The sequence below is a fragment of the Rahnella sp. PCH160 genome, assembly GCF_047784855.1.
Lineage (GTDB): Bacteria > Pseudomonadota > Gammaproteobacteria > Enterobacterales > Enterobacteriaceae > Rahnella.
This window is the reverse complement of sequence record NZ_JBLOGT010000001.1, coordinates 38,536-62,339: the sequence shown is the minus strand read 5'-3', so window position 1 is coordinate 62,339 and position 23,804 is coordinate 38,536. Positions and strand designations below refer to the sequence as shown.

At 54.9% G+C, this 23,804-nt stretch carries 22 protein-coding genes and 1 other RNA gene; 17 read left to right on the top strand and 6 right to left on the bottom strand.

What is annotated here, in order from left to right; genetic code table 11:
* Positions 1 to 70 precede the first annotated feature (70 nt).
* The 3 genes from mscS (at position 71) to ACM5QY_RS00300 (ending at position 2,582) form a co-directional block, all read left to right on the top strand.
* A complete protein-coding gene (gene mscS, locus ACM5QY_RS00310) occupies positions 71 to 952 on the top strand; it encodes a small-conductance mechanosensitive channel MscS (RefSeq protein ID WP_416118736.1) in 882 nt (293 codons plus the stop codon).
* Between the two features lie 170 nt (positions 953 to 1,122).
* A complete protein-coding gene (argO, locus tag ACM5QY_RS00305) occupies positions 1,123 to 1,740 on the top strand; it encodes an arginine exporter ArgO (RefSeq protein ID WP_416118735.1) in 618 nt (205 codons plus the stop codon).
* A gap of 122 nt (positions 1,741 to 1,862) precedes the next feature.
* Entirely contained in the window at positions 1,863 to 2,582 is a 720-nt protein-coding gene (locus ACM5QY_RS00300; RefSeq protein ID WP_416118734.1) for an oxidative stress defense protein, read from the top strand.
* A gap of 60 nt (positions 2,583 to 2,642) precedes the next feature.
* On the opposite strand, the gene ACM5QY_RS00295 is transcribed toward ACM5QY_RS00300, so the two are convergent.
* Entirely contained in the window at positions 2,643 to 3,545 is a 903-nt protein-coding gene (locus tag ACM5QY_RS00295; protein ID WP_056773177.1) for a LysR family transcriptional regulator ArgP, read from the bottom strand.
* 215 nt (positions 3,546 to 3,760) lie between these two features.
* Here ACM5QY_RS00295 and rpiA point away from each other — a divergent pair, with 215 nt between their 5' ends.
* Together rpiA and serA are read left to right on the top strand one after the other, a co-directional pair.
* Positions 3,761 to 4,423, top strand: coding sequence for a ribose-5-phosphate isomerase RpiA (gene rpiA, locus ACM5QY_RS00290; RefSeq protein ID WP_152327761.1), 663 nt, complete (start codon positions 3,761 to 3,763; stop codon positions 4,421 to 4,423).
* A gap of 340 nt (positions 4,424 to 4,763) precedes the next feature.
* A complete protein-coding gene (gene serA, locus ACM5QY_RS00285) occupies positions 4,764 to 6,002 on the top strand; it encodes a phosphoglycerate dehydrogenase (RefSeq protein WP_416118733.1) in 1,239 nt (412 codons plus the stop codon).
* Between the two features lie 155 nt (positions 6,003 to 6,157).
* On the opposite strand, the gene ydgU is transcribed toward serA, so the two are convergent.
* The 5 genes from ydgU to zapA form a co-directional block, all read right to left on the bottom strand.
* A complete protein-coding gene (gene ydgU / locus ACM5QY_RS26485) occupies positions 6,158 to 6,238 on the bottom strand; it encodes a small membrane protein YdgU (RefSeq protein WP_456095398.1) in 81 nt (26 codons plus the stop codon).
* 116 nt (positions 6,239 to 6,354) lie between these two features.
* Positions 6,355 to 6,783: an acid resistance repetitive basic protein Asr gene (asr, locus tag ACM5QY_RS00280; RefSeq protein ID WP_416118732.1), complete on the bottom strand. Its 429-nt coding sequence runs from the start codon at positions 6,781 to 6,783 to the stop codon at positions 6,355 to 6,357.
* A 164-nt stretch (positions 6,784 to 6,947) separates the two neighbouring features.
* Positions 6,948 to 7,544: a 5-formyltetrahydrofolate cyclo-ligase gene (locus ACM5QY_RS00275; RefSeq protein WP_416118731.1), complete on the bottom strand. Its 597-nt coding sequence runs from the start codon at positions 7,542 to 7,544 to the stop codon at positions 6,948 to 6,950.
* A gap of 39 nt (positions 7,545 to 7,583) precedes the next feature.
* Positions 7,584 to 7,767: non-coding RNA, 6S RNA (gene ssrS / locus ACM5QY_RS00270), on the bottom strand.
* 50 nt (positions 7,768 to 7,817) lie between these two features.
* The gene (gene zapA, locus ACM5QY_RS00265; protein ID WP_013576788.1) at positions 7,818 to 8,147 is read right to left on the bottom strand and encodes a cell division protein ZapA; all 330 of its coding nucleotides are present in this window, start codon (positions 8,145 to 8,147) and stop codon (positions 7,818 to 7,820) included.
* Between the two features lie 253 nt (positions 8,148 to 8,400).
* Between zapA and ACM5QY_RS00260 the strand changes: the two genes are divergently transcribed.
* From ACM5QY_RS00260 to ACM5QY_RS00205, 12 genes are all read left to right on the top strand, one after another.
* Positions 8,401 to 8,973, top strand: a complete 573-nt coding sequence (locus ACM5QY_RS00260; protein ID WP_416118730.1) for a YecA/YgfB family protein — start codon at positions 8,401 to 8,403, stop codon at positions 8,971 to 8,973.
* A gap of 54 nt (positions 8,974 to 9,027) precedes the next feature.
* Positions 9,028 to 10,344 carry a Xaa-Pro aminopeptidase gene (pepP, locus tag ACM5QY_RS00255; protein WP_416118729.1) on the top strand — a complete coding sequence of 439 codons (1,317 nt, stop codon included), beginning with the start codon at positions 9,028 to 9,030 and terminating at the stop codon, positions 10,342 to 10,344.
* 18 nt (positions 10,345 to 10,362) lie between these two features.
* Entirely contained in the window at positions 10,363 to 11,541 is a 1,179-nt protein-coding gene (gene ubiH, locus ACM5QY_RS00250) for a 2-octaprenyl-6-methoxyphenyl hydroxylase (RefSeq protein WP_416118728.1), read from the top strand.
* 28 nt (positions 11,542 to 11,569) lie between these two features.
* Positions 11,570 to 12,796 (top strand): FAD-dependent 2-octaprenylphenol hydroxylase, encoded by a 1,227-nt coding sequence (gene ubiI / locus ACM5QY_RS00245; RefSeq protein ID WP_416118727.1) that lies wholly within the window; start codon positions 11,570 to 11,572, stop codon positions 12,794 to 12,796.
* A 322-nt stretch (positions 12,797 to 13,118) separates the two neighbouring features.
* On the top strand, positions 13,119 to 14,216 hold the full coding sequence (gene gcvT / locus ACM5QY_RS00240; protein WP_416118726.1) for a glycine cleavage system aminomethyltransferase GcvT: 1,098 nt from the start codon (positions 13,119 to 13,121) through the stop codon (positions 14,214 to 14,216).
* Between the two features lie 52 nt (positions 14,217 to 14,268).
* Positions 14,269 to 14,655: a glycine cleavage system protein GcvH gene (gcvH, locus tag ACM5QY_RS00235; protein WP_195823729.1), complete on the top strand. Its 387-nt coding sequence runs from the start codon at positions 14,269 to 14,271 to the stop codon at positions 14,653 to 14,655.
* A gap of 109 nt (positions 14,656 to 14,764) precedes the next feature.
* On the top strand, positions 14,765 to 17,638 hold the full coding sequence (gene gcvP / locus ACM5QY_RS00230; protein WP_416118725.1) for an aminomethyl-transferring glycine dehydrogenase: 2,874 nt from the start codon (positions 14,765 to 14,767) through the stop codon (positions 17,636 to 17,638).
* 721 nt (positions 17,639 to 18,359) lie between these two features.
* A complete protein-coding gene (locus tag ACM5QY_RS00225; protein ID WP_416118724.1) occupies positions 18,360 to 19,106 on the top strand; it encodes an SDR family oxidoreductase in 747 nt (248 codons plus the stop codon).
* Positions 19,107 to 19,436: 330 nt separating this feature from the next.
* Entirely contained in the window at positions 19,437 to 20,294 is an 858-nt protein-coding gene (locus ACM5QY_RS00220) for a DeoR/GlpR family DNA-binding transcription regulator (RefSeq protein WP_410150879.1), read from the top strand.
* Between the two features lie 18 nt (positions 20,295 to 20,312).
* A complete protein-coding gene (locus ACM5QY_RS00215; RefSeq protein ID WP_416118723.1) occupies positions 20,313 to 21,299 on the top strand; it encodes a substrate-binding domain-containing protein in 987 nt (328 codons plus the stop codon).
* Between the two features lie 2 nt (positions 21,300 to 21,301).
* Entirely contained in the window at positions 21,302 to 22,819 is a 1,518-nt protein-coding gene (locus ACM5QY_RS00210; RefSeq protein ID WP_416118722.1) for a sugar ABC transporter ATP-binding protein, read from the top strand.
* Positions 22,812 to 23,801 carry an ABC transporter permease gene (locus ACM5QY_RS00205; protein ID WP_416118721.1) on the top strand — a complete coding sequence of 330 codons (990 nt, stop codon included), beginning with the start codon at positions 22,812 to 22,814 and terminating at the stop codon, positions 23,799 to 23,801. Before ACM5QY_RS00210 ends, ACM5QY_RS00205 begins: the two co-directional genes overlap by 8 nt.
* Positions 23,802 to 23,804 lie beyond the last annotated feature (3 nt).

Here is a 23,804-nt window from a genome sequence, read left to right as displayed (position 1 = left end):
TTGCTGCCCGTTTTATCGGGCAGCTTTGGTTTCTTTCAGCCCGTCAGGGTTTTATTTTGGGGTACGCTAAATGGATGATTTGAACGTTGTGGATGGTATTAACAGTGCCGGCAACTGGTTGGTGAGAAACCAGGCTCTACTGCTTCATTATGCTGTGAATATTGTGGCAGCCATCTTTATTCTGATTGTGGGGCTGATTGTTGCCCGTATTGTCTCCGGTGCCGTCAGCCGGGTTCTGAAAATTCGTGGTATTGACCTGACCGTTTCCGATTTCCTGTCGGCTATGGTGCGTTATGCGATCATTGCGTTCACGCTGATTGCAGTTCTGGGGCGAATTGGCGTGCAAACCACGTCGGTGATTGCCGTTATCGGTGCCGCCGGTTTGGCCGTGGGTCTGGCGTTGCAGGGCTCGCTGTCTAACTTTGCTGCCGGTGTGTTGCTGGTGATCTTCCGTCCGTTCCGCGCGGGCGAATATGTGGATCTGGGTGGCGTGGCCGGTACGGTGACGCAGGTGCAGATTTTCTCCACCACACTGCTGACCCCGGATGACAAAATGATCGTCGTGCCGAACGGTAAAATCATCGCCGGTAACATCATCAATACCTCACGTGAGCCGAACCGCCGTACCGAAATCATCGTGGGCGTCGGTTATGATTCTGATATCGATTCGGTGAAAAAAGTGTTGGGCGATATTATTGCCGCTGACAAGCGTATTCAGCACGAGAGAGGGGTGACCATTCGCCTGAACGAAATGGGCGCATCAACGCTGAATTTTGTGGTGCGCGTCTGGAGCACCAACGGCGATGCTCAGGAAGTGTATTGGGATTTGCTGGAAGCGTTCAAACGCGCGCTGGATGCCAACAATATCAACATTGCGTATCCGCAAATGGATGTTCATTTGTACCCGGCGACTCCGGTCGTCGTGGATAAAAACGCACAGCCAGCGCAATAACGTCGCGGCTTTTCAACCGGCGCCTGCGGGCGCCTTTTTTGTACCTGAAAATCGGGTTTCTCAATAATAAGCAAGGCTAATGACCGATTAGAAATATCCATTTCCTCTAATGACATCAAAGCCCTTACACTGCGCGCAATCTCTGTTACTGACTCTTTAAGGATATTCACGTGCTGGCTATTTTCCTGCAAGGACTGGCGATGAGCGCCGCAATGATTTTACCCATCGGGCCGCAGAATGCGTTTGTAATGAACCAGGGTATTCGCCGCCAGTATCATTTAATGATCGCGTCTTTATGCGCGCTGAGTGATATCGCGCTGATTTGTGGCGGCATATTTGGCGGCAGTGCGTTGCTGAGCCAATCCCCGACGCTGCTGGCGCTGGTGAGCTGGGGCGGCGTGGCATTTCTGATCTGGTATGGTTGGGGCGCATTCCGAACGGCGTTCAGCAAAAATCCTGAACTGGCGCAGGCCGAAGTGGCAAAGCAAAGCAGGTGGAAAATTATCGTCAGTATGCTGGCGGTGACCTGGCTCAATCCGCACGTTTATCTCGATACGTTCGTCGTGTTAGGCAGTCTGGGGGGAAGCCTGAGCCACGATGAACGTTCGTGGTTTGCGCTGGGCGCGGTCAGTGCGTCAGTTCTGTGGTTCTTCGGGCTGGCGATCCTCGCGGCATTGCTGGCACCATGGCTGAACACCGGGAAAGTGCAGCGGATCATCAACTTTATCGTCGGCACCATCATGTGGGGGATCGCCATTCAGCTGGCGCGTCAGACCGGCGTATTTTGAGTTTTTGCCCGTAAACCGGTTTTTGTCACTAATCTTAGTTTCAGTTGTAACGGTTTATGCTACGGTTTTGCGGATTGACTGAACTATCTATTGCCAGATCTTTAATGATTAATGGAGGCACTGTGAAACTGAAAGCATTAGCTGTAGCAGCGATGTTGGGATTAGGGACTTTACCTTTGGCGTTGCACGCGGCAGAAGTTCCTGCTGGGCCGCACGTGGTGACATCAGGAACGGCAAGTGTTGACGCCACACCGGATATCGCGACGCTGGTGATTGAAGTGAGCGTATCGGCAAAAGACTCCGCGAGCGCCAAGAAACAGGCCGATGATCGTGTGGCGGAATATTTTGGTTTCCTGCAGAAAAACGGAATTGAAAAGAAAGACATCAATGCCGCCAACCTCAGCACGCAGCCGGAATATAACTACCTGAAAGACGGTAGCTCAGAACTGAAAGGCTACCGTGCAGTACGTCAGGTTCAGGTGACATTACGCCAGCTGGATAAACTGAACGACCTGCTGGATGGCGCGTTAAAATCCGGCCTGAATGAAATCCGTTCCATTGAACTGGGCGTTGCGGATCCTGCTCGTTTCCGTGACGAAGCGCGTCAGAAAGCGATTGATAATGCCACGCAGCAGGCGAAATCGCTGGCAGAAGGTTTCCACAGCAAACTGGGGCCGGTTTACAGCATTCGTTATCACGTCGCCAACTACCAGCCAATGCCAGTCGCACGGATGTTTAAAGCCGCCGCCGCGCCGATGCAAAATGATGCCGCTGAAACTTACGAACAGCAAAGCATTCACTTTGATGATCAGGTGGATGTGGTATTTGAGTTACAACGTTAATATCTTTCATGATGAAAAAAACCGCCTCGGCGGTTTTTTTGTTTTCTGCTGCGGGTGAAATCAGTCCTGACGCAAAACCTGATGACCGTGTGCCAGCAGGGCGTCGGTGACTTTACGCATCATGCGGCTTTCCGGTGCAAAGCGATGCCAGTACAGCATACGACGCTGGAACAGGCCGGGCGTCAGGTCGATAAGTTCGCCGCTTTCCAGCTCTTTCTCGATTTGCAGATGCGGGATCATACAGCAGGTGGTGCCCTGTCGGGCCAGTTGCACGAAGGCTTCCGACGAGTTAACGATGTGACACGGCACGCTGCCCGGTGACAAATCGAAGTTCTGTTGCAGGAACGCCTGATGCATATCGTCGAGATGATCAAACGCCACCGCCGGGGCTTTCAGCAGGGCGGAACGTGTGACGCCGTTCGGGAAATAACGGTCGGCAAAAGGTTTAGAGCCAACAAACAGATAATCCAGCGCACCGAGTTGATCGACCAGACAACTCGGCAGCGGCTGCGGCTGAATACTCACCGCGCCGACCACTTCACCGCGACGCAAACGTTCCTGCGTCCGGGTTTCATCTTCGACCTGCAAATTCAGGCGGATAGGCGAATCGACCAGCACAGATTTCAGTGCCGGTAACAGCCAGGTTGCCAGACTGTCGGCGTTGACCGCCAGCGAAAGCAGCAGCGGCGTATCATTACTGTCGCTGTTACTGTCACTGCCGAGCCACTCTTCTTCCAGCAATTCCACCTGATGCAACAAGGCCAGCAATTTTTGCCCCTGTTCCGTCGGACGAGGTGGCACCGTCCGCACCAGCAGAGGCTGGCCGAACAAATTTTCCAGTTGCTTGATGCGCTGAGAGACCGCCGATTGGGTGATGCAAAGCTTTTGTGCCGCGCGCTCAAAACCGCGCTCACGGATCACCGCGTCCAGTGCCTGTAGTGTTCTATAGTCCGGGCGTTTCATCGGAGTACTGTCCCTTAGATTTAATTTTATCCCGACACTATGCCACAGATTGTCAGGTTTTGTGGTGGGTAAAATCGGGGTGTTTACAGTCCAATTGCACTTAATAAGTGTGATCTGGTCACGCTCTTGTCTGCCCAATCTGCCGGGACATGCTTTATAATCACCGACACTTTTCCGTATTCACGCCACTTACGTTATCAGACAGAGAAGCCATTATGACGCAGGAAGAATTGAAAAAAGCAGTCGGCTGGGCCGCACTGGATTACGTGACACCGGGAACCATCGTCGGTGTCGGGACCGGATCCACCGCCGCTCATTTCATCGATGCACTGGGGTCGATCAAAGGCCAGATTGAAGGCGCTGTTTCCAGCTCCGACGCTTCAACGGCAAAACTGAAAAGCTTGGGCATTCACGTTTTCGACAGCAACGAAGTGGACTCGCTGGACGTTTACGTTGACGGCGCGGATGAAATCAACGGCTTCATGCAGATGATCAAAGGCGGCGGCGCGGCGCTGACCCGCGAAAAAATCATTGCCGCGATCGCCAAAAAATTTGTCTGTATTGTGGATGCATCCAAACAAGTTGATGTGCTGGGTAAATTCCCGCTGCCGGTAGAAGTCATCCCGATGGCGCGTTCTTACGTTGCGCGCGAACTGGTGAAACTCGGCGGCTTGCCGGAATACCGCCAGAACGTACTGACCGACAACGGCAATATCATCCTCGATGTCCATAATCTGAGCATTCTCGATGCGGTCGCGATGGAAAATAAGATCAATGGAATTGCCGGCGTGGTGACGGTAGGCCTGTTTGCGAACCGTGGCGCTGATGTTGCCCTGGTGGGCACTTCTGAAGGCGTAAAAACTGTCACGCTGAAGTAACGCATCGATAAGCAGAAGATCTGGCTGCTTTCGCTGAATGCAGCCAGTCATCCCCCTGTCATAACACAATGTTATGAAGATGATAATTTTCTGACTGAATCATCTTTTCTTTAAAAGCCTGAATTTGGTGACTTATGTCACGTTTCTGACCGGTACCTCCAGAACGTCTTGCTCTGCAAAATCTAACCAGCAGGAAATGCTGAAAACCAACAGGCGCGGTGAGCCTTCTGCTGTCTGGCAGGCAATCGTTTGTATTGATGATGGCGTATTTTTTGTTATGTTGACTGTGAGCAGTCACCTAGCAGTTCGAATTCAGCCAGAAAAAATATAGGGTCGGGAAATGGCAAAAGTATCACTTGAGAAAGACAAGATTAAATTTTTGTTAGTGGAAGGCGTCCACCAAAGTGCGGTTGATACACTCCGCGCAGCGGGTTACACCAATATTGAATTTCACAAAGGTGCTTTAGATACGGAATCGCTGAAAGAATCGATCCGTGATGCGCACTTTGTTGGACTCCGATCGCGTACTCAGCTGACCGAAGAAGTGTTTCAGGCAGCAGAAAAACTGGTGGCTGTAGGCTGTTTCTGTATCGGTACCAATCAGGTTGACCTGAAAGCGGCAACCCGTCGCGGTATTCCGGTCTTTAACGCACCGTTCTCCAATACCCGTTCCGTCGCCGAAATGGTGCTGGGCGAAATGTTGCTGATGATGCGCGGTATCCCTGAGGCCAACGCCAAAGCTCACCGCGGGATCTGGAACAAACTGGCCGTCGGCTCTTTCGAGGCTCGCGGTAAACGTCTGGGTATTGTGGGCTACGGCCACATCGGTACACAGCTGGGTATTCTGGCGGAAAGTCTCGGGATGCGCGTCTTCTATTACGATATCGAAAGCAAATTGCCGTTGGGTAATGCGCAGCCGATCGCGACTCTGGAAGAATTGCTCAGCACCAGCGACGTCGTGACCCTGCATGTTCCTGAAACTCCGGGAACCAAAAACATGATTTCCGAAGTACAGCTGGCACAAATCAAACCGGGCGCATTGCTGATCAACGCCTCACGCGGCACGGTGATCGACATTCCTGCCCTGTGCGATGCGCTGCGCAGCAAACATCTGTCCGGTGCGGCTATCGACGTCTTCCCGGAAGAACCGGCGACCAACAGCGATCCGTTCAATTCTCCGCTGTGTGAATTCGACAACGTACTGCTGACGCCACACATCGGTGGTTCCACCATGGAAGCGCAGGAAGGTATCGGCCTGGAAGTGGCGGGTAAACTGGCGAAATACTCTGATAACGGTTCGACATTGTCAGCGGTTAACTTCCCGGAAGCCTCTCTGCCAGCGCATACCGAGAAAGCCAGCCGTCTGCTGCACATCCATGAAAACCGTCCGGGCGTGCTGACCAGCATCAACCAGATTTTCGCGGAGCAGGGCATCAACATTGCAGCGCAGTATCTGCAAACCAGCCCTGAAGTGGGTTATGTGGTTATCGATGCTGAAACCGACATCACAACGCTGACTACCGCGCTGCAACTGATGAAAGCGATTCCGGGCACTATCCGTGCGCGCTTGCTTTACTGACAGATCTGCGCAGTAACAGACCATAAACCGCCGAAAGGCGGTTTTTTTATGCCATTTCCCGCAGACGGGAAGATCTTACCGGATGAGTCGTTTGCCAGATTGCTCAAGGCGTTGAGCCGATGACGGGCGTCATCTCAGGGCACTTCAGGAAAATGTCAGAAGTAAAAGAACAGGCTGACCAGACCACAGAGGATCAGCGATGACAGGGTGATTTCGAACTGAAAGCGGCGCAGCATCATCCACAGTACCTCAGGATAAAAACTGGAGAAAAAAACACCCGGCGAACCGGGTGTCAATTTATCAGTCTTGGTAGTTGTGAGTTAACGCCTCACAAAGACTTCATCGTTACTTCTTATGCTGCTGGCGTTGCTTTTGCAGCCGGAGCAGCTTTCTTAGCATGTTTCACGTGTTTTTTAGCAGCCTGCGCTTTCTGAGCAACCGGAGCCGCTTTTTTAGCGTGTTTTACGTGTTTCTTAGCGGCTTGCGCTTTCTGAGCAACCGGAGCCGCTTTTTTAGCGTGTTTTACGTGTTTCTTAGCGGCTTGCGCTTTCTGGGCTACCGGCGCTGCTTTCTTAGCGTGTTTCACGTGTTTCTTAGCAGCTTGCGCTTTCTGAGCGACTTTCTTATGTGCCTTGTGTTTGGTCACGTGCTTGGCTGCAGGAGCCGGAGCGGCAGTGGTTGCTGCGGCAGCAGGTGCCGGAGTTGCTGTAGTTTCAGCAGCGAAAGCGACAGAAGACAGACCCATTGCAGCGGCTACAACCAGAGCTAATACTTTTTTCATGTTTAATTCCTCAGAGATATCGGTTTATGTGTCTGCCCCACTGCGGGGCCGTTGAGAAGATAATAGACATGACGGATTTTATTGTCCGTGAGGGATTGGTTTCGGCGTGTAACGGTATGTATAAGGGAAATTTTCTGAGGGAAGTATTTACAGCTGGCTGATCTTTACCACGTCCACACTTTACCCGGCGTGATCACCTGAGGCAAAGGCACATCCCAGTGTTCCACCGGCAAGGCGTCCACCTGCTGGCAATCATGCGCTAAGCCGATCGGATACGGCCCGCCATCCTGCCAGTGCTCCAGTGTACGGTCGTAGAACCCGCCGCCCATACCCAAACGTTGCCCGTGGCGGTCAAATGCGACAAGCGGCGTCAGAATGATATCCAGCTGAGACAACGGCAACACCTGCGTGACATCCAGCTGTGGCTCGAGGATTTTAAGACGGTTGCGCACCAGCGGCGTTTCAGGGGTATAACGCAGGAACAACAAATGATGAGGGGAAAACGGATGCAGTACCGGCAGACAAAGCGCTTTTCCTTCCTGCCACAGGCGCTGAATCAGCGGGGTGGTATCAAGCTCTCCGTCGAAGGACAGAAAAAGCGAAATCGTTTTTGCAGACTGAATTTTTGGGTGTGCGGCAACGCGCTCAGCGGCCTGAAGGGCAAACTGTGCTTGCTGACCGGCAGTCAGATTTTTTCTGCACTGGCGAATTTGGTTACGGATATTTTGTCGGGCAGAAGCAAAAAGAGGCGTGTGCGACATAGATACAAACACCAGAAAGGGATGTACCGAAAAGAAAGGGGAATCTCCGAGATGCCGTCGCAGGCTGTAACCCTTGAACCCATGGTTCAAGGTGAACGTGCTGTCGCAGTCTTTAGGCTTCTCGGACGGACCGAGCATGCGCACCGATTACGGATCATCACATTCTGTTGGTACTAATTATCGGCTCAGGGGACGGGCCCGCTGGCGAACATCTCAGAGAAATTTTTTACCGTTTCTGACTGGCCTGTGACGAGCCACATCAGCAACGTTTTTTTATTCGAAAGGCGCCCCTTCACGTTCAGAGATCCGGCCTTGTTCGAGCAATGCCTGCTCGATGGTTTGTTGCAACATCCGGATACGTTGTTCCATATTGGATGCGTAATCGCGCGTTTTCAACCTTTCCTGAGCAAGTTCGTGACATACGTTCAATGCCGCGATGAAAACCAGTTGCTCTGTATTGGTGACTCTAGTGCGAACTTTAAGATCTTGCAACCGCTGATTAAGATCTTCAGCTGCCAGATTCAGTGCTTCCTGTTGTTCTGGCGGACAATTCACCCGTAACGAGCGACCAAAAATTTGAATATCTACCGGTTGTGCAGACATGCCACCTTCCTGCTGATTTATTCGTCCGCTCCAACGTGACCACTACGACCTGGCGCAGGATGTTGGAAGCGGGCGCCACTATAACTATCTCAATACCAGGTTACAACCCCATGACCGGCTGACTGCTGCCCGATTGTTCAGGGCGTGCCATTCAGGCCTAAGTCAGCCTGATTGCGGGCTGCTAATCTGGTACTACGACAGACCTTGGTGGTAGCATAACACGAACTTAACCTGCCAACGATGGCGAATGCGCATGTCTATTGAGAATACTTACCCTACTTACGATTCGTTGGATCAAAACCTGAAACAACAATCGGTTGCTTTGACCGCAGCAGAAATGCACGGGCTGATCAGTGGCTTACTGTGTGGCGGCAACCGCGACGGCAGCTGGCTGACGATGGTGCATGATCTGACCAACGAAGGCATGGCCTTCCCGCATACGCTGGCTGATTTGCTGCAACAGCTACGCAAAGTCACGTCCGATACGCTGGAAGATGACAGTTTCGAATTTAAAATGATGATGCCCGATGACGACAAAAGCGTCTTCGAGCGCGCCGATGCGCTCGCCGGCTGGGTCAACCATTTCCTGCTCGGTCTTGGCATGATGCAACCTAAACTGGCGAAAGTGAAAGGCGAAGTGGGCGAAGCCATCGATGATTTGCGCAGCATTGCGCAACTTGGCTACGACGAAGATGAAGATCAGGAACAACTGGCGCAATCTTTAGAAGAAGTGTTGGAGTATGTGCGTGTGGCGGCCATTTTGTGCTTTGGCGAATTCGGCCACAGCCTGCCGTCAGCACCGGAAAATACCCGCACGTTGCACTGATTATTTGAGAACCCAGTTAATAACCACGAACTAAAACGATTTCAGGAGAAAGTGATGACTCAGCAAGAGATCGAGAACCGTCGCCAGGCGCTGTTAGCGAAGATGGTTCCGGGAAGCGCTGCGATAATTTTTGCAGCCCCCGAAGCACCGCGCAGCGCCGACAGTGAATACCCGTATCGTCAGAGCAGCGACTTCTGGTATTTCACCGGTTTCAACGAACCGGAAGCCGTGCTGATTCTGGTTAAAAGTGATGAAAATCACAACCACAGCGTGTTGTTTAACCGCGTGCGTGATCTCACCGCTGAAATCTGGTTTGGGCGTCGTCTGGGGCAGGAAGCGGCACCGGCTAAGCTGGGCGTGACCAAAGCCTTGCCTTTCGGGGACATCAACGACCAGCTTCATCTGCTGCTTAACGGCCTTGATGTGGTCTATCACGCGCAGGGCGAATACGCCTATGCCGATGAAATTGTTAACCGTGCGATGGAAAAACTGCGTAAAGGTTTTCGTCAGAACTTTGCCGCGCCCGCGACCGTTACGGACTGGCGTCCGTGGGTTCACGACATGCGCCTGTTCAAATCCGCCGAAGAAATCGCGGTGATGCGCCGTGCCGGTCAAATCACCGCACTGGCGCATACCCGCGCGATGGAAAAATGCCGTCCGGGCATGTTTGAATATCAGCTCGAAGGCGAAATTCTCCACGAATTCAACCGCCACGGCGCGCGTTACCCTTCCTACAACACCATTGTCGGCAGCGGGGAAAACGGCTGCATTCTGCATTACACCGAAAACGAGTGTGAAATGCGTGACGGCGATTTAGTGCTGATCGACGCCGGTTGCGAATATAAAGGCTATGCGGGCGATATCACCCGTACCTTTCCGGTGAACGGCAAATTCAGCAAAGCGCAGCGCGAAATCTATGACATCGTACTGGCGTCAGAATACAAAGCCCTGGACGTTTTAAAGCCGGGCAGCAGCATTCAGGCGGCGACCGAAGCGGCCGTGCGCGTGATGATTGAAGGTCTGGTGAAACTGGGCGTTATGAAAGGCGACGTAGACACGCTGTATGCCGAACAGGCGCACCGTCCGTTCTTCATGCACGGCCTGTCTCACTGGCTGGGTCTGGACGTTCATGACGTCGGCCATTATGGCTCGGCAGATCGCAGCCGTACGCTGGAACCGGGCATGGTGCTGACCGTTGAGCCAGGTCTGTATATTGCGCCGGACGCCGACGTCCCGGAAGCCTATCGCGGCATCGGTATTCGCATCGAAGACGACATTCTGATCACCGCGACCGGCATCGAAATTCTGACCGGCGACGTGGTGAAAGAGGCCGACGATATCGAAGCCTTAATGGCGGCAGCCCGTAAATAATATGAGCATTGTTTCTCTATGAGCATCGTAATTGTTGGGGGCGGAATGACCGGTGCCACGCTGGCGCTGGCGATTTCCTCGCTGACGCAGGGGCGTCTGCCGGTGCATCTGGTGGAGGCCACTGCGCCGGAAGAACACGGGCATCCGGGCTTTGACGCCCGTTCGATCGCGCTTGCGCAGGGAACCTGTCAGCAACTGGCGCGTGTGGGTATCTGGCCTGCACTGGCAAAAATCGCGACGCCTATCCGTGACATTCACGTCAGCGATCGCGGTCATGCGGCGTTTGTGAATCTCACCGCGGCACATTACGGCGTTGAAGCGCTCGGCCACGTCGTGGAGTTGCACGAAGTGGGCAACCGCCTGTTTGCGATGCTGAACAATGCGCCCGGCGTGACGGTGCATTGCCCGGCAAAAGTGGTTGATGTTCAACGACAAACCGACAGCGCGAGCGTCACGCTCGACAGCGGTGAAACCCTGACCGCGCAACTGCTGGTCGCCGCTGACGGATCCCATTCGTCGCTGGCGAAAGCCTGCAATATCAGCTGGCAGCGCGAGGATTACGGGCAAATTGCCGTGATCGCCAACATCGCCACCAGCGAACCGCATAATGGCCGCGCATTTGAACGCTTCACTAAAAACGGGCCCCTGGCTTTATTGCCGATGTCCGACGGGCGCAGTTCGCTGGTCTGGTGCCACCCGCGTGAAGCCCGTGAAGAAATTGATCACTGGAGCGAGGCGCAGTTCCTCAGTGAACTGCAAAAGGCCTTTGGCTGGCGTCTGGGCACCATGAAACAGGCCGGTAAACGCTTCAGTTATCCGCTGCAATTACAAACAGCCAACAGCCATATCAGCCATCGTCTGGCGCTGGTGGGCAACGCGGCGCAAACGCTGCATCCGATTGCCGGTCAGGGATTTAACCTCGGCCTGCGCGATGTGATGACGCTGGCCGAAACGCTGGCTGGCGCGGCAACGCAGGGTACCGACGTTGGCAGTTATCGCGTGCTTTGCGATTATCAGAACCGACGTCAGCCCGATCAGCAGGCGACGGTCGGCGTTACCGACGGCCTGATCCACCTTTTTGCCAACCGTTATCTGCCATTAATGGTCGGCCGCAATCTGGGTTTACTGGCGATGGAAGGCATCACGCCGTTGCGTGATGCGTTTACCCGACGGACACTCGGCTGGGTTGACCGTTAATTCCGCTCCGGGCCTTACAGGAAAAATTATGCAATCTTTTGATGTGGTTATCGCCGGTGGCGGAATGGTTGGTCTGGCGCTGGCGTGCGGATTACAGGGCAGCGGTCTGCGTGTTGCCGTGCTGGAAAACCAGCTGCCGGATCTCGATTCGCCTTTGCCGGAACAGCCGGGCCTGCGCGTTTCTGCGATCAATGCTGCCAGCGAGCGTCTGCTCAAATATATCGGCGTCTGGGACAATATCATCGCCCAGCGCGCCAATGCCTATCAGGGAATGGAAGTCTGGGATCGCGACAGCTTCGGTAAAATTGCCTTTCGTGGCGAAGAATACGGTTTCAGCCATCTTGGCCATATCATCGAAAATCAGGTGATTCACCGCGCCCTGTGGCAGCAGGCAGAAAACGCTTCGGACATCACGCTGCTCGCACCTGCGACGCTGAAAAATGTCGCGTGGGGCGAAAACGATGCGTTCGTGACCCTCAGTGATGACCGTCAGCTTAGCGCGCGTTTAGTGGTCGGCGCTGATGGTGCACAGTCGTGGCTGCGTCAGCACGCCGATATCCCGCTGACGTTCTGGGATTACCGCCATCATGCACTGGTTGCGACCATTCGCACCGAAAAGCCGCACCAGTCTGTTGCAAGACAGGTTTTCCACGGTGAAGGTATTCTGGCGTTCCTGCCGCTGGCAGATCCGCATTTGTCTTCCATCGTCTGGTCGGTTTCACCGGATGAAGCGCAGCGTCTGAGCGCCCTGGCACCGGAGGAATTCAATAAAATTCTCGCCAGCACATTTGACCTGCGTCTGGGCGTTTGTGCTGTCGAAAGCGAACGCGTGACCTTCCCGCTGACCGGTCGTTATGCCCGCAGCTTTGCCGCGCCGCGTCTGGCGCTGGTGGGCGATGCGGCGCACACCGTGCATCCGCTGGCCGGGCAGGGCGTTAATTTAGGCTTTATGGACGCCGCTGAGCTGGCTTCTGAAATTAAACGCCTGCAAAAAGAAGGCAAGGATTTCGGCCAGCACATGTATCTGCGCCGTTACGAGCGCCGCCGTAAACACAGCGCGGCACTGATGCTGGCGGGGATGCAGGGCTTCCGTGAACTGTTTGCCGGGGATAATCCGGCGAAGAAATTACTGCGTGATATCGGCCTGACGCTGGCGGATTCCTTGCCGGGCGTGAAACCGCAACTGGTCCGTCAGGCGATGGGGCTGAACGATCTTCCAGAATGGTTGCGGGATGATTCACTTCGATTGAAATAATCTAATTTCAGCTCGGTTTTACCATTATTTTTTCTAATCCGAGGCCGGATTCTCCATTCTGAAAAGGGTGAGAAATCCGGCCTCGCCGTTATATAACATCGATACTTTTGCTGTTTATTTGTAGATTTTGCGCCACAAACCCCAGTTTACCAGTCAAAAACTCTGCACAATGCCCCTGAGAAATTACTGACATTCGTTCTGCTCCGCATATTTTATCTTATGGTTAGCAGGGGGATTCAGTGGTAAGTTCAGACAAAGGGTATCGTTTGCGCTCCCTGTCATTTTTACATTTTCAGGCAGCCTTTTCGTCATGAGGAATAAGATGGTTAAGCAGACTCAGCTTTATGAACAACACGTGGCGTGCGGTGCGCGTATGGTCGATTTCCACGGCTGGATGATGCCTTTGCATTACGGCTCGCAGCTGGATGAGCACCACATTGTGCGTCAGGACGCCGGTATATTTGACGTCTCGCACATGACCATCGTTGATCTTCACGGCGCACGGACCCGCGAATTCCTCCGTTACCTTCTGGCGAATGACGTCGCCAAACTCACCGTCCCGGGCAAAGCCCTGTACACCGGTATGCTCAATGCGTCCGGCGGCGTGATCGACGACCTGATTGTTTACTTCCTCACTGAAGATTATTTCCGCCTGGTGGTGAATTCCGCGACCCGCGAAAAGGATCTGGCATGGATTTCGCAGCATGCAGAACCGTACGGCATCGAACTGACCGTGCGTGATGACTTAGCGCTGGTTGCTGTTCAGGGGCCGCAGGCGAAAGAAAAAGCGGAAACGCTGTTCACCGCAGAACAAAAACACGCCGTTGCCGGCATGAAACCGTTCTTCGGCGTGCAGGCGGGCGACCTCTTTATTGCCACGACCGGCTACACCGGCGAAGCAGGCTATGAAATCGCATTGCCGCAAGAGCAGGTTGCTGATTTCTGGCAGAAATTGCTGGCCGCGGGCGTTAAACCAGCCGGGCTCGGCGCGCGTGACACGCTGCGTCTGGAAGCAGGCATGAATCTTTACGGTCAGGAAATGGATGAAGGCGTTTCACCGCTGGCGGCCAACATGGGCTGGACCATTGCGTGGGCACCGGAAGACCGCAACTTTATTGGCCGTGACGCACTGGAAAGACAGCGCGAGCAGAGCACCGAACACCTTGTCGGTTTAGTGATGACAGAGAAAGGCGTGCTGCGTAACGAACTGCCGGTGCGATTCACCGACGGCGCGGGCAATACGCAGGAAGGCGTGATCACCAGCGGCTCATTCTCCCCGACTCTCGGCTACAGTATTGCTCTGGCACGCGTTCCGGCGGGCATTGGCGAAAACGCTATTGTCCAAATCCGTAACCGCGAAATGCCGGTAAAAGTCACCAAACCAGGCTTTGTCCGTCACGGCAAACCGCTGGCGCAGTAACCCATTCGATTAGCTGATTTATAAAAATTTAAAACGTTTTCAGGAGATTAAGATGAGCAATGTGCCAGCAGATTTGAAATACGCGTCTTCCCACGAGTGGGTGCGTTCAGAAGGCAACGGCGTTTACACCGTAGGGATCACCGAACACGCACAGGAATTACTGGGCGATATGGTCTTTGTAGACCTGCCAGAAGTGGGTCGTGAAGTTGCCGCAGGTGAAGACTGCGCGGTCGCGGAATCCGTTAAAGCGGCGTCCGATATTTACTCCCCAATCAGCGGCGAAATCGTTGCCGTGAACGGCGAACTGGAAGGTTCTCCGGAGCTGGTCAACAGCGAGCCGTACGGCGCAGGTTTCCTGTTCCAGATTAAAGCCTCAGACGAAGCCGAACTGGCTAACCTTCTGGATGCAGAAGCCTACTCAGCTTCAATCGAAGAATAAGCAAGACTGCAATGCGCGCCCCGCAACCCGTTTGCGGGGCGAATTCAAGACCCGTAGCTTTTGTCAGTATCCCAAGACACCTCCAGCAGATTTCAGGAATGCGTAGCAAATGACTCAGACTCTCAGCCAACTCGAAAACAACGAAGCCTTTATCGGCCGTCACATTGGTCCGTCTTCTCAGCAGCAGCAACAGATGCTGGAAACGGTCGGTGCAGACTCGTTAAACGCGCTGATCCAGCAGATCGTTCCGGTCGATATCCAGTTGCCGGGGCCACCGGCCGTCGGCGATGCCGTGACAGAACATCAGGCGCTGGCTGAGCTGAAAGCCATTGCCAGCCAGAACCAGCGTTATAAATCCTACATTGGTATGGGTTACAGCGCGGTGCTGACGCCGCCGGTTATCCTGCGCAACATGCTGGAAAATCCGGGCTGGTACACTGCGTACACGCCATATCAGCCGGAAGTGTCTCAGGGCCGCCTCGAAGCGCTGCTTAACTTCCAGCAACTGACGCTGGATCTGACCGGTCTGGATCTGGCTTCTGCGTCATTGCTTGATGAAGCGACCGCTGCCGCCGAAGCCATGGCGCTGGCGAAACGCGCCAGCAAACTGAAAGATGCCAACCGTTTCTTCGTAGCCGATGACGTACACCCGCAAACGCTGGACGTCGTGCGCACCCGTGCGGAAACATTTGGCTTTGACATCATCGTTGATAAAGCGGAAAAAGTGCTCGATCTGGAAGGCGTATTCGGCGTGCTTTTACAACAGGTCGGCACCACCGGTGAAGTTCACGATTACACCGCGCTGCTGGGCGAACTGAAATCCCGCAAAATTGTGACCAGCGTTGCCGCTGATATCATGGCGCTGGTTCTGCTGGCCGCGCCGGGCAAACAGGGCGCTGACGTAGTCTTTGGTTCCGCGCAACGCTTCGGCGTGCCGATGGGTTACGGCGGTCCGCACGCGGCCTTCTTCGCCTGCATCGACGAATTCAAACGTTCCATGCCGGGCCGTATTATTGGTGTTTCCCGCGATGCCGCCGGGAAAACCGCGCTGCGTATGGCGATGCAGACCCGCGAGCAACATATCCGCCGCGAAAAAGCCAACTCCAACATCTGTACCTCGCAGGTTTTACTGGCGAATATTGCCAGCCTGTATGCGGTATTCCACGGCCCTGAAGGCCTGAAACGCATTGCGTCACGCATTCACCGTCTGACTGACATTCTGGCCTCTGGCCTGAAACAGGGCGGCCTGACCCTGCGTCACAACACCTGGTTCGACACGCTGACCGTTGAAGTGAAAGACAAAGCTGCCGTGCTGGAACGTGCGCTGAGCTTTGGTCTGAACCTGCGCACCGACATTCACGGCGCCGTCGGCGTGACGCTCGACGAAGCGACGTCCCGAGAAGACATCCAGGTTCTGTTCGCCGCCCTGCTGGGTGACGACAACGGCCTGGACATCGATAAACTGGATAAAGCCGCGTCGACCGACAGCAACTCGATTCCTGCCGCGATGCTGCGTGTGGATCCGATCCTGACGCATCCGGTCTTCAACCAGTACCACAGCGAAACCGAGATGATGCGTTACATGCACCGTCTGGAGAAAAAGGATCTGGCGCTGAATCAGGCGATGATCCCGCTGGGTTCCTGCACCATGAAACTGAATGCTGCGGCGGAAATGATCCCGATCACCTGGCCGGAATTTGCTGAACTGCACCCGTTCTGCCCGACAGAACAGGCCGCCGGTTATCAGCAAATGATTGGCCAGTTGTCACAATGGCTGGTTCAGCTGACCGGTTACGACGCGGTGTGTATGCAGCCGAACTCCGGCGCGCAGGGCGAATATGCGGGCCTGCTGGCTATCCGCCGTTACCACGAAAGCCGTAACGAAAGCAGCCGTCACATCTGCCTGATCCCAAGTTCAGCGCACGGCACCAACCCGGCTTCCGCCCAGATGGCGAGCATGACGGTGGTCGTGGTGGCTTGTGACAAACAGGGCAACATTGATCTGAGCGATCTGCGTGAGAAAGCGGCGCAGGCAGGCGATGCGCTGTCGTGCATCATGGTGACTTACCCGTCAACGCACGGCGTTTACGAAGAAACCATCCGCGAAGTTTGCCAGATTGTGCATCAGTACGGCGGCCAGGTTTACCTTGATGGCGCGAACATGAACGCCCAGGTCGGCATCACCACGCCGGGTTATATCGGCGCGGACGTTTCGCACCTTAACCTGCATAAAACCTTCTGCATCCCGCACGGCGGTGGCGGTCCGGGTATGGGCCCGATCGGCGTGAAAGCGCATCTGGCACCGTTTGTTCCGGGCCACAGCGTGGTGCAGATTGATGGCGTTCTGACGCAGAACGGCGCAGTTTCTGCGGCACCGTTCGGCAGCGCGTCTATCCTTCCCATCAGCTGGATGTACATCCGCATGATGGGCGCGGAAGGTCTGAAGCAAGCCAGCCAGGTCGCGATTCTGAATGCGAACTACATCGCTACCCGTCTGAAAGACGCGTATCCGGTGCTCTACACCGGCCGCGATGGTCGTGTGGCGCATGAGTGTATTCTGGATATCCGTCCGCTGAAAGAAAGCGTCGGGATCAGCGAAATGGACATCGCCAAGCGTCTGATCGACTACGGATTCCATGCGCCAACCATGTCATTCCCGGTGGCGGGTACGCTGATGGTTGAACCGACCGAATCCGAAAGCAAAGTGGAGCTGGATCGCTTTATCGATGCGCTGCTGGCGATCCGCAGTGAAATCGATCGCGTAGCAAAAGGCGAATGGCCGCTGGCCGATAACCCGCTGGTGAACGCACCGCACGTACAAAATGAGCTGGTGAACGAGTGGAACCACCCGTACACCCGTGAAGTGGCCGTGTTCCCGGCAGGTGATGAGAATAAATACTGGCCGACGGTGAAGCGTCTCGATGACGTTTACGGCGACAGGAACTTGTTCTGTTCATGTGTGCCGATGAGTGATTACGAATGATTAAGGGACAGTCCCTTAACGCTGAATCAGAATGTTTTAGTTCGAGAATATTTCGGTTTCTCAAGCGCGGTGATTACTTAGCTTATCGCGCCTAAACCGACCAAGAGAGGGAAGTGCTTTCCCTCTCTTGGATCTCTCCCCCGCTTTTTCAAACAAGCGCTACCGCTTGCTAAGCAAGTTTCAGAAACCCCCGCTATTGCCGCAAAATCCCGCCGCTGCGCGGTACCCTCCGTTCGGGTTACAAACCTCGCAAAAACACGCTCGTTTTTCCACCACTCCTCCGGCGCGATTTTTGAAAGCGGCTGGAAGTTTATCTAAATTCAAATGCAGGCTGGTTTTGTCTTTTAGATAGGCAGGATGGCGCGCTCAAAAATCCTGCTGAACGGAGCGGGCTGGAGACCTGAGGCTCCAGCACCGAGTGAAGGAACCGCGCAGCGGCAGGGTTTTGCGCCACACGCGGTTGCGCCAGAACACGTCTGTCGTCCCAGCGATAGCGCGTGTTGAAAAAGCGTGGGGAAATCCAAAAGGGGAAAAGCACTTTCCCCTTTTGGTCGGTTTCGGAGTAGTACGTTAAGTGATCACTGTTATTGAAAAACCGAAATATCCTCGATCTCTTCCAAACCCTGGCCGGAGAGCCACTACACCTGAGGTTTCTCCCTGAAAGTTGTAATTGAAACAATCTCCCCTACACTTTCCTCACTTTCTAAAAGGAGCTCCCTCTATGAACAGCGTAGCGTTAGTCACCGGCGCTAGCCGCGGTATCGGCCGTGCCACCGCGATCCTCCTCGCGCAGCAAGGTTACGCCGTCGGCGTCAACTATCTGAATAACGAAACCGCCGCTCAATCCGTCGTTGATGAAATCCAACAGGCCGGAGGTAAAGCCATCGCACTTCAGGCTGATATCGCCGACGAAACGCAGGTCGTCGCGATGTTCAAGCGCCTTGGCGGGGAACTCGGGACGATCACCGCGCTGGTGAATAACGCCGGAATTCTGTTCCAGCAGACGACCCTTGAAAACCTCTCCGCTGAGCGGATTAATAAAGTGCTGTCGACCAACGTGACGGGCTATTTTCTGTGTTGCCGTGAGGCGGTTAAAATTATGTCGCACCGGCACGGCGGAAAAGGCGGGGCGATTGTGAATGTCTCCTCGGCGGCTGCCCGTCTGGGCGCACCGGGTGAATATGTCGATTACGCCGCGTCGAAAGGGGCGGTGGATACCCTGACCACTGGTCTGGCGCTGGAAGTGGCGGCGTACGGTATTCGCGTTAACTGCGTACGGCCGGGTCTGATTTATACCGAAATGCACGCCAGCGGCGGTGAGCCGGGGCGCGTCGATCGCGTGAAAGTCAACCTGCCGATGCAGCGCGGCGGTCAGCCGGAAGAAGTGGCGCAGGCGATCGCCTGGCTTTTATCGGATTCGGCGTCTTACGTCACCGGAAGTTTTCTTGATCTGGCGGGTGGCCGGTAAAGTTTTCTATGATTGCACAAGCGCCTCCGGGCGCTTTTTTTATGTCCAAACGGTCAACTCCACACAAACGGTCATCCCCGGTCATGAGAAACCACGAGGAATTGTGACCGTTTGCAAAACTGTTGCTGTCTTGTTGCAACGCAAATGACGATTTAATGCCGTTCCCGCCACAGATCCAAACTTTAACATTTCATCTTTTCTCACCTTTTCGTGACAACTATCACATGACGGCGGTGGCAAAAAATGCACACAGCCGCGTTTGAGGCACTGCGCATTCCACACCCACCGGGCTGCGTATCCTGTTTGACATCGGGAAAGAGGAATCACCACATGCTGCCAGTCGAGCGACATCGTTTTATTACCGAAATTCTTACCCAGCGCGGACGCATTCTGGTGCAGGAAGTGGCGCAGTTATGCCGTATCTCGCTGGAAACGGCGCGGCGGGATCTGGCGCTGCTGGAAAAGCGTGGTGTGCTGTTACGCAGCCACGGCGGCGCGGTCTTTACGGAACATTCGGCGGGCGAAAAAACCTATGTGCCGTCGCAGATTGAACAGGGTGAATCGTTTCGTGACCGCAGCAATCAGTCACCGGACAGCAAAACGCGCATCGCCAAACGCGCACTGCAGCTGATTAATCCGGGCGACTGTCTGCTGCTCGACAGCAGTTCGACCAGCTGGTATCTGGCGCGTCAGTTGCCCGATATTCAGCTGGTAGTGCTGACCAACTCGGTGCAGATCATCCAGACGCTGTCGGTGAAAGCCAATGTGCGCACCATCGGTTTAGGCGGTGAATATTCGGCAAAATACGAAGATTTCGTCGGCGTGCTCGCCGAGCAAATGCTCAAAGAGTTCGTCATCAACAAACTGTTTTTCTCTTGTCACGGCATCAGCCACGAAGGCGGGATCCGTGAAAGCAACGAGCATCACGCGCGGCTGAAACAGCAAATGCTGCTTTCCTCCGAGCACAAAATTTTGCTGGCTGACGCCAGCAAATTCGGCCGCCGCTCTTTTGCGCGGATCTGCCACTACCGGGAAATCGACACACTGATAACAGACCATCTGGAGGATGAAGAATTCCGCCAGGAACTGGCCTGGAGCAACGTTAACGTGATTGAAGTTTCTCCGTCACCCCTACAGAAAAAAACTAAAAACAACCGCAACGGCCCGTTTGCTGCGGTAAATAACTGACCTCCCAGGAGAGTAAACATGATCAAGAAATCCGTTCTTGCCTGCCTGTTCGCCACAGCCATGTTGTCCCTGTCAGCACACGCCGCTGACAAAATCCGCATGGGCGTGGTGGTGAAAGTCGGCGGTAACGCCTGGTTCAACGCGATGGAAGCCGGGATCAAAAGCGAAGCGGCGAAACGCGGGATCGACGCATGGCAGGTCGGCCCGACCAGCGCCGATCCGGCGTTGCAGGTGCGTGCGATTGAAGATCTGATCGCCCAGAAAGTGGATGTGATCGGCGTGGTGCCCAACGATGCCCGCGTGCTGGAGCCGGTGCTGAAACGCGCACACGACGCCGGGATCAAAGTCATCGTGCATGAATCGCCGGATCAGAAATACGCCGACTGGGATTTCGAAATGGTCGACGCCACGCAGCACGGTATTACTCACATGGTCGCCCTCGCAAAATGTATGAAAGAAAAAGGTGATTACGCGGTGTACGTCGGCAGCCTGACCGTGCCCCTTCATCAGAAATGGGCCGACGCGGCCATCAATTATCAGAAAGAACATTATCCGAACATGCATCTGGTCGGCGACAAATTCGGTGTCGGCGAATCGCTTGATGACAGCATCCGTACCACCAACGACCTGATGTCCAAAGACGCCAACCTGAAAGGCATTCTGGCGATCGGTTCACAAGGCCCGATCGGCGCAGGCCGCGCGGTGCTCAATCGCGGCAAAACCGACGATATCTGCGTCTTCGGTCCATTCAGTCCGGGTCAGGGCGCGAGTCTGGTGAAAGCGGGCGCCATCAAAGGCGGCTTTATCTGGAACCCGATGGTGGCCGGTGAAGTCTTTGTACGCATCGCCGAGAAGCTGGAAAAAGGCGAAAAAATCACTGACGGCATGACCATCGAAGGCATGGGCAAAGTGAAAGTTGACGAGGCCACGCGCACCATTTTGGGCAACGAAACCGAAAGTCTGGATAAAGCGAACCTGCCGAAACTGGTCAAAATGGGGCTGTAATCATGGCAATCTCCGGGATCATTCAAACAGACAACACGCCGCTGATTGATGTACAGAATCTGTCGGTGACCTTTGGCGGACAGCGCGCGCTAAACGACATTTCCCTGCGGCTGATGCCGGGGGAAGTTCACTGCCTGGCGGGCACCAACGGCTGCGGTAAAAGTACGTTGATCAAAGTGATCTCGGGGGTTTATCAGCCGGATAACGGTTGCCGGATCACTTTGAATGGTCAGGCGTTCAGTAAACTCAGCCCGGATCAGGCGCGGCAGTTTGGCGTGCAGGTGATTTATCAGGATCTGTCGCTGTTTCCGAACCTGAGCGTGTTTGAAAACATCGCGTTTGATCACAACCTGCAAGGGCTGATGGGCTGGTACCGCCCGTCACGCCTGCGCGACACCGCGCAGCGCATTCTGACTGAACTGAATTACACCTTAGATCTCGACAGCAAAGTGTCGGCGCTGCCGATTGCCCAGCGCCAGCAGGTGGCAATTTGCCGCGCGCTGGTCGCCGATGCGCGCTTAGTCATTATGGATGAACCGACCGCCTCGCTGACCCGCACCGAAGTGAATCAGCTGCTGCGCACCGTGCATTACCTGAAAAACAAAGGGATCAGCGTGGTATTCGTCAGCCATCGTCTCGATGAAGTGCTGGAGATTTCCGACAGCGTCACGGTCATTCGTGACGGCAAAAAAGTCGGCACCTTCCCGGCCTCAGAAGTCAGCAGTGAACGCCTGACCGAGCTGATGACCGGCCTCAAACTCGATTACCGCCTGAAAGCCGCCAACATGAATGACGAACGCATCATGCTGGAAGCCGACAAACTCACCCGCGAAGGCCAGTACCACGACGTCAGCTTCAAACTGCACGCCGGCGAAGTGCTCGGCCTGTGCGGCCTGCTCGGTTCCGGGCGTACCGAACTGGCGCTCAGCCTGTTCGGTATGACCAAACCGGACAGCGGCAAAATTTACCTCGACAGCAAACCGGTGCGGTTTCGCAGCCACGAAGATGCGATCAAATCTGGCATCGGTTATGTCTCGGAAGACAGGCTGACGCTGGGACTGATCCAGCAGCAATCGGTCGGAGATAACACCGTGCTGGCGATCATGGATCAGCTGCGCAGCCGTTTTCATCTGATCGACGAATACCAAAAAAACAAGATCATCCAGCAGTGGATCGAAAAACTCGGCGTCAAAGTCGCGAACCCGGATCAGGCGATTTCCACGCTGTCCGGCGGCAATCAGCAAAAAATCGTCCTGGCGAAATGGGTACTGACACAGCCGAAGATCCTGATCCTCGATTCACCGACCGTCGGCGTGGACGTCGGCGCGAAAGCCAGTATTTATCAGCTGGTGCATCAGCTGGCGGAAGAGGGGATTTCGATCCTGCTGATTTCCGATGAAGTGCCGGAAGTGTATTTCAACTGCGACCGCGTGCTGCATTTCTCCGAAGGCACGGTGAAGGGCGAATACCTTCCGGGCGCGATGACTCAGCAACAGCTTGCGGAGGCGGTCAATGCTTAAGCTCAGCCGGTTACGCCCGTCCAGCAATGAAGGCTATTTAGCCTGGGTTTTGCTGGTGGTTATCGTTACGTTTTCCCTGCTCACCAACCAGTTTCTGACACTTCAGAACCTGCTCGATCTGACCGAAAGCTACGCCGTCAGCGGTATTTTTGCCCTCGGCTTATTTGTGGTGCTGGTCACCGGTGGCATTGATATTTCCTTCGCGGCGGTCGCTTCCGTCGTGCAGTACCTCATCGCCACGCTGGCCCTTCATTACGGCCTGAGCAGCCCGACCGGCAGCATTTTACTGGCGATCGCGATCGGTACCGTGCTCGGGATGATCAACGCCATCCTGATCTACTGCCTGCGTATCGTCTCGATCATCGTCACCATCAGCATGCAGTCGCTGTTGTTCGGCATGCTGATGTGGCTGACCAACGGCACCAGCCTCTACGACCTGCCGGACTGGCTGACCACGCCGATCCGCGTCCTGCCGTTCAGCGTCGGCGAACAGCATTACCAGATTGGCCTGCCGGTGGTGGTGATGCTGGCGGTGGCGGCACTGAGCTGGATTTTGCTCAACAAAACGCATCTGGGCCGTCAGCTGTTTGCGGTCGGCGGTGATCAGGAATCCGCGCGCCGCATTGGCATCCGCGTCGGTCTGCTGCACCTGTTTGCTTACGGCTATCTCGGCGCGATGGCGGCGATCGGCGGGCTGGTTCAGGTCTACCGCGTCGGTGAAGTGGTGCCGAATGCGCTGGTCGGCGGCGAGCTGGATGTGTTAGCCGCCGCAGTGCTTGGCGGTGCCAGCCTTAACGGCGGAAAAGGCAGCGTGGTCGGCACACTGATGGGCGTGTTCCTGATTGGCGTGCTGAAAAATGGCCTCAACCTGATCGGCGTCTCCAGCTACTTCATGAATATCGTCATCGGCGTGGTGATTGTCGCGGCCATCACCGTCACCCATTACAAGAAACGCAAAGAAACCGAAGTCGGCTTCGCCTGAGGA

What these genes read in the sequence shown, in the direction of transcription:
- zapA (WP_013576788.1), bottom strand. Translation starts at nt 8,147, where the DNA reads ATGTCTGCACAACCGGTAGATATTCAAATTTTTGGTCGCTCGTTACGG.
- asr (WP_416118732.1), bottom strand. Translation starts at nt 6,783, where the DNA reads ATGAAAAAAGTATTAGCTCTGGTTGTAGCCGCTGCAATGGGTCTGTCT.
- ACM5QY_RS00225 (WP_416118724.1), top strand. Translation starts at nt 18,360, where the DNA reads ATGAACAGCGTAGCGTTAGTCACCGGCGCTAGCCGCGGTATCGGCCGT.
- ACM5QY_RS00205 (WP_416118721.1), top strand. Translation starts at nt 22,812, where the DNA reads ATGCTTAAGCTCAGCCGGTTACGCCCGTCCAGCAATGAAGGCTATTTA.
- ubiH (WP_416118728.1), top strand. Translation starts at nt 10,363, where the DNA reads ATGAGCATCGTAATTGTTGGGGGCGGAATGACCGGTGCCACGCTGGCG.
- ACM5QY_RS00220 (WP_410150879.1), top strand. Translation starts at nt 19,437, where the DNA reads ATGCTGCCAGTCGAGCGACATCGTTTTATTACCGAAATTCTTACCCAG.
- ACM5QY_RS00260 (WP_416118730.1), top strand. Translation starts at nt 8,401, where the DNA reads ATGTCTATTGAGAATACTTACCCTACTTACGATTCGTTGGATCAAAAC.
- gcvT (WP_416118726.1), top strand. Translation starts at nt 13,119, where the DNA reads ATGGTTAAGCAGACTCAGCTTTATGAACAACACGTGGCGTGCGGTGCG.
- gcvH (WP_195823729.1), top strand. Translation starts at nt 14,269, where the DNA reads ATGAGCAATGTGCCAGCAGATTTGAAATACGCGTCTTCCCACGAGTGG.
- ACM5QY_RS00210 (WP_416118722.1), top strand. Translation starts at nt 21,302, where the DNA reads ATGGCAATCTCCGGGATCATTCAAACAGACAACACGCCGCTGATTGAT.
- ACM5QY_RS00275 (WP_416118731.1), bottom strand. Translation starts at nt 7,544, where the DNA reads ATGTCGCACACGCCTCTTTTTGCTTCTGCCCGACAAAATATCCGTAAC.
- rpiA (WP_152327761.1), top strand. Translation starts at nt 3,761, where the DNA reads ATGACGCAGGAAGAATTGAAAAAAGCAGTCGGCTGGGCCGCACTGGAT.
- ACM5QY_RS00295 (WP_056773177.1), bottom strand. Translation starts at nt 3,545, where the DNA reads ATGAAACGCCCGGACTATAGAACACTACAGGCACTGGACGCGGTGATC.
- ydgU (WP_456095398.1), bottom strand. Translation starts at nt 6,238, where the DNA reads ATGCTGCGCCGCTTTCAGTTCGAAATCACCCTGTCATCGCTGATCCTC.
- ACM5QY_RS00215 (WP_416118723.1), top strand. Translation starts at nt 20,313, where the DNA reads ATGATCAAGAAATCCGTTCTTGCCTGCCTGTTCGCCACAGCCATGTTG.
- gcvP (WP_416118725.1), top strand. Translation starts at nt 14,765, where the DNA reads ATGACTCAGACTCTCAGCCAACTCGAAAACAACGAAGCCTTTATCGGC.
- pepP (WP_416118729.1), top strand. Translation starts at nt 9,028, where the DNA reads ATGACTCAGCAAGAGATCGAGAACCGTCGCCAGGCGCTGTTAGCGAAG.
- mscS (WP_416118736.1), top strand. Translation starts at nt 71, where the DNA reads ATGGATGATTTGAACGTTGTGGATGGTATTAACAGTGCCGGCAACTGG.
- serA (WP_416118733.1), top strand. Translation starts at nt 4,764, where the DNA reads ATGGCAAAAGTATCACTTGAGAAAGACAAGATTAAATTTTTGTTAGTG.
- ubiI (WP_416118727.1), top strand. Translation starts at nt 11,570, where the DNA reads ATGCAATCTTTTGATGTGGTTATCGCCGGTGGCGGAATGGTTGGTCTG.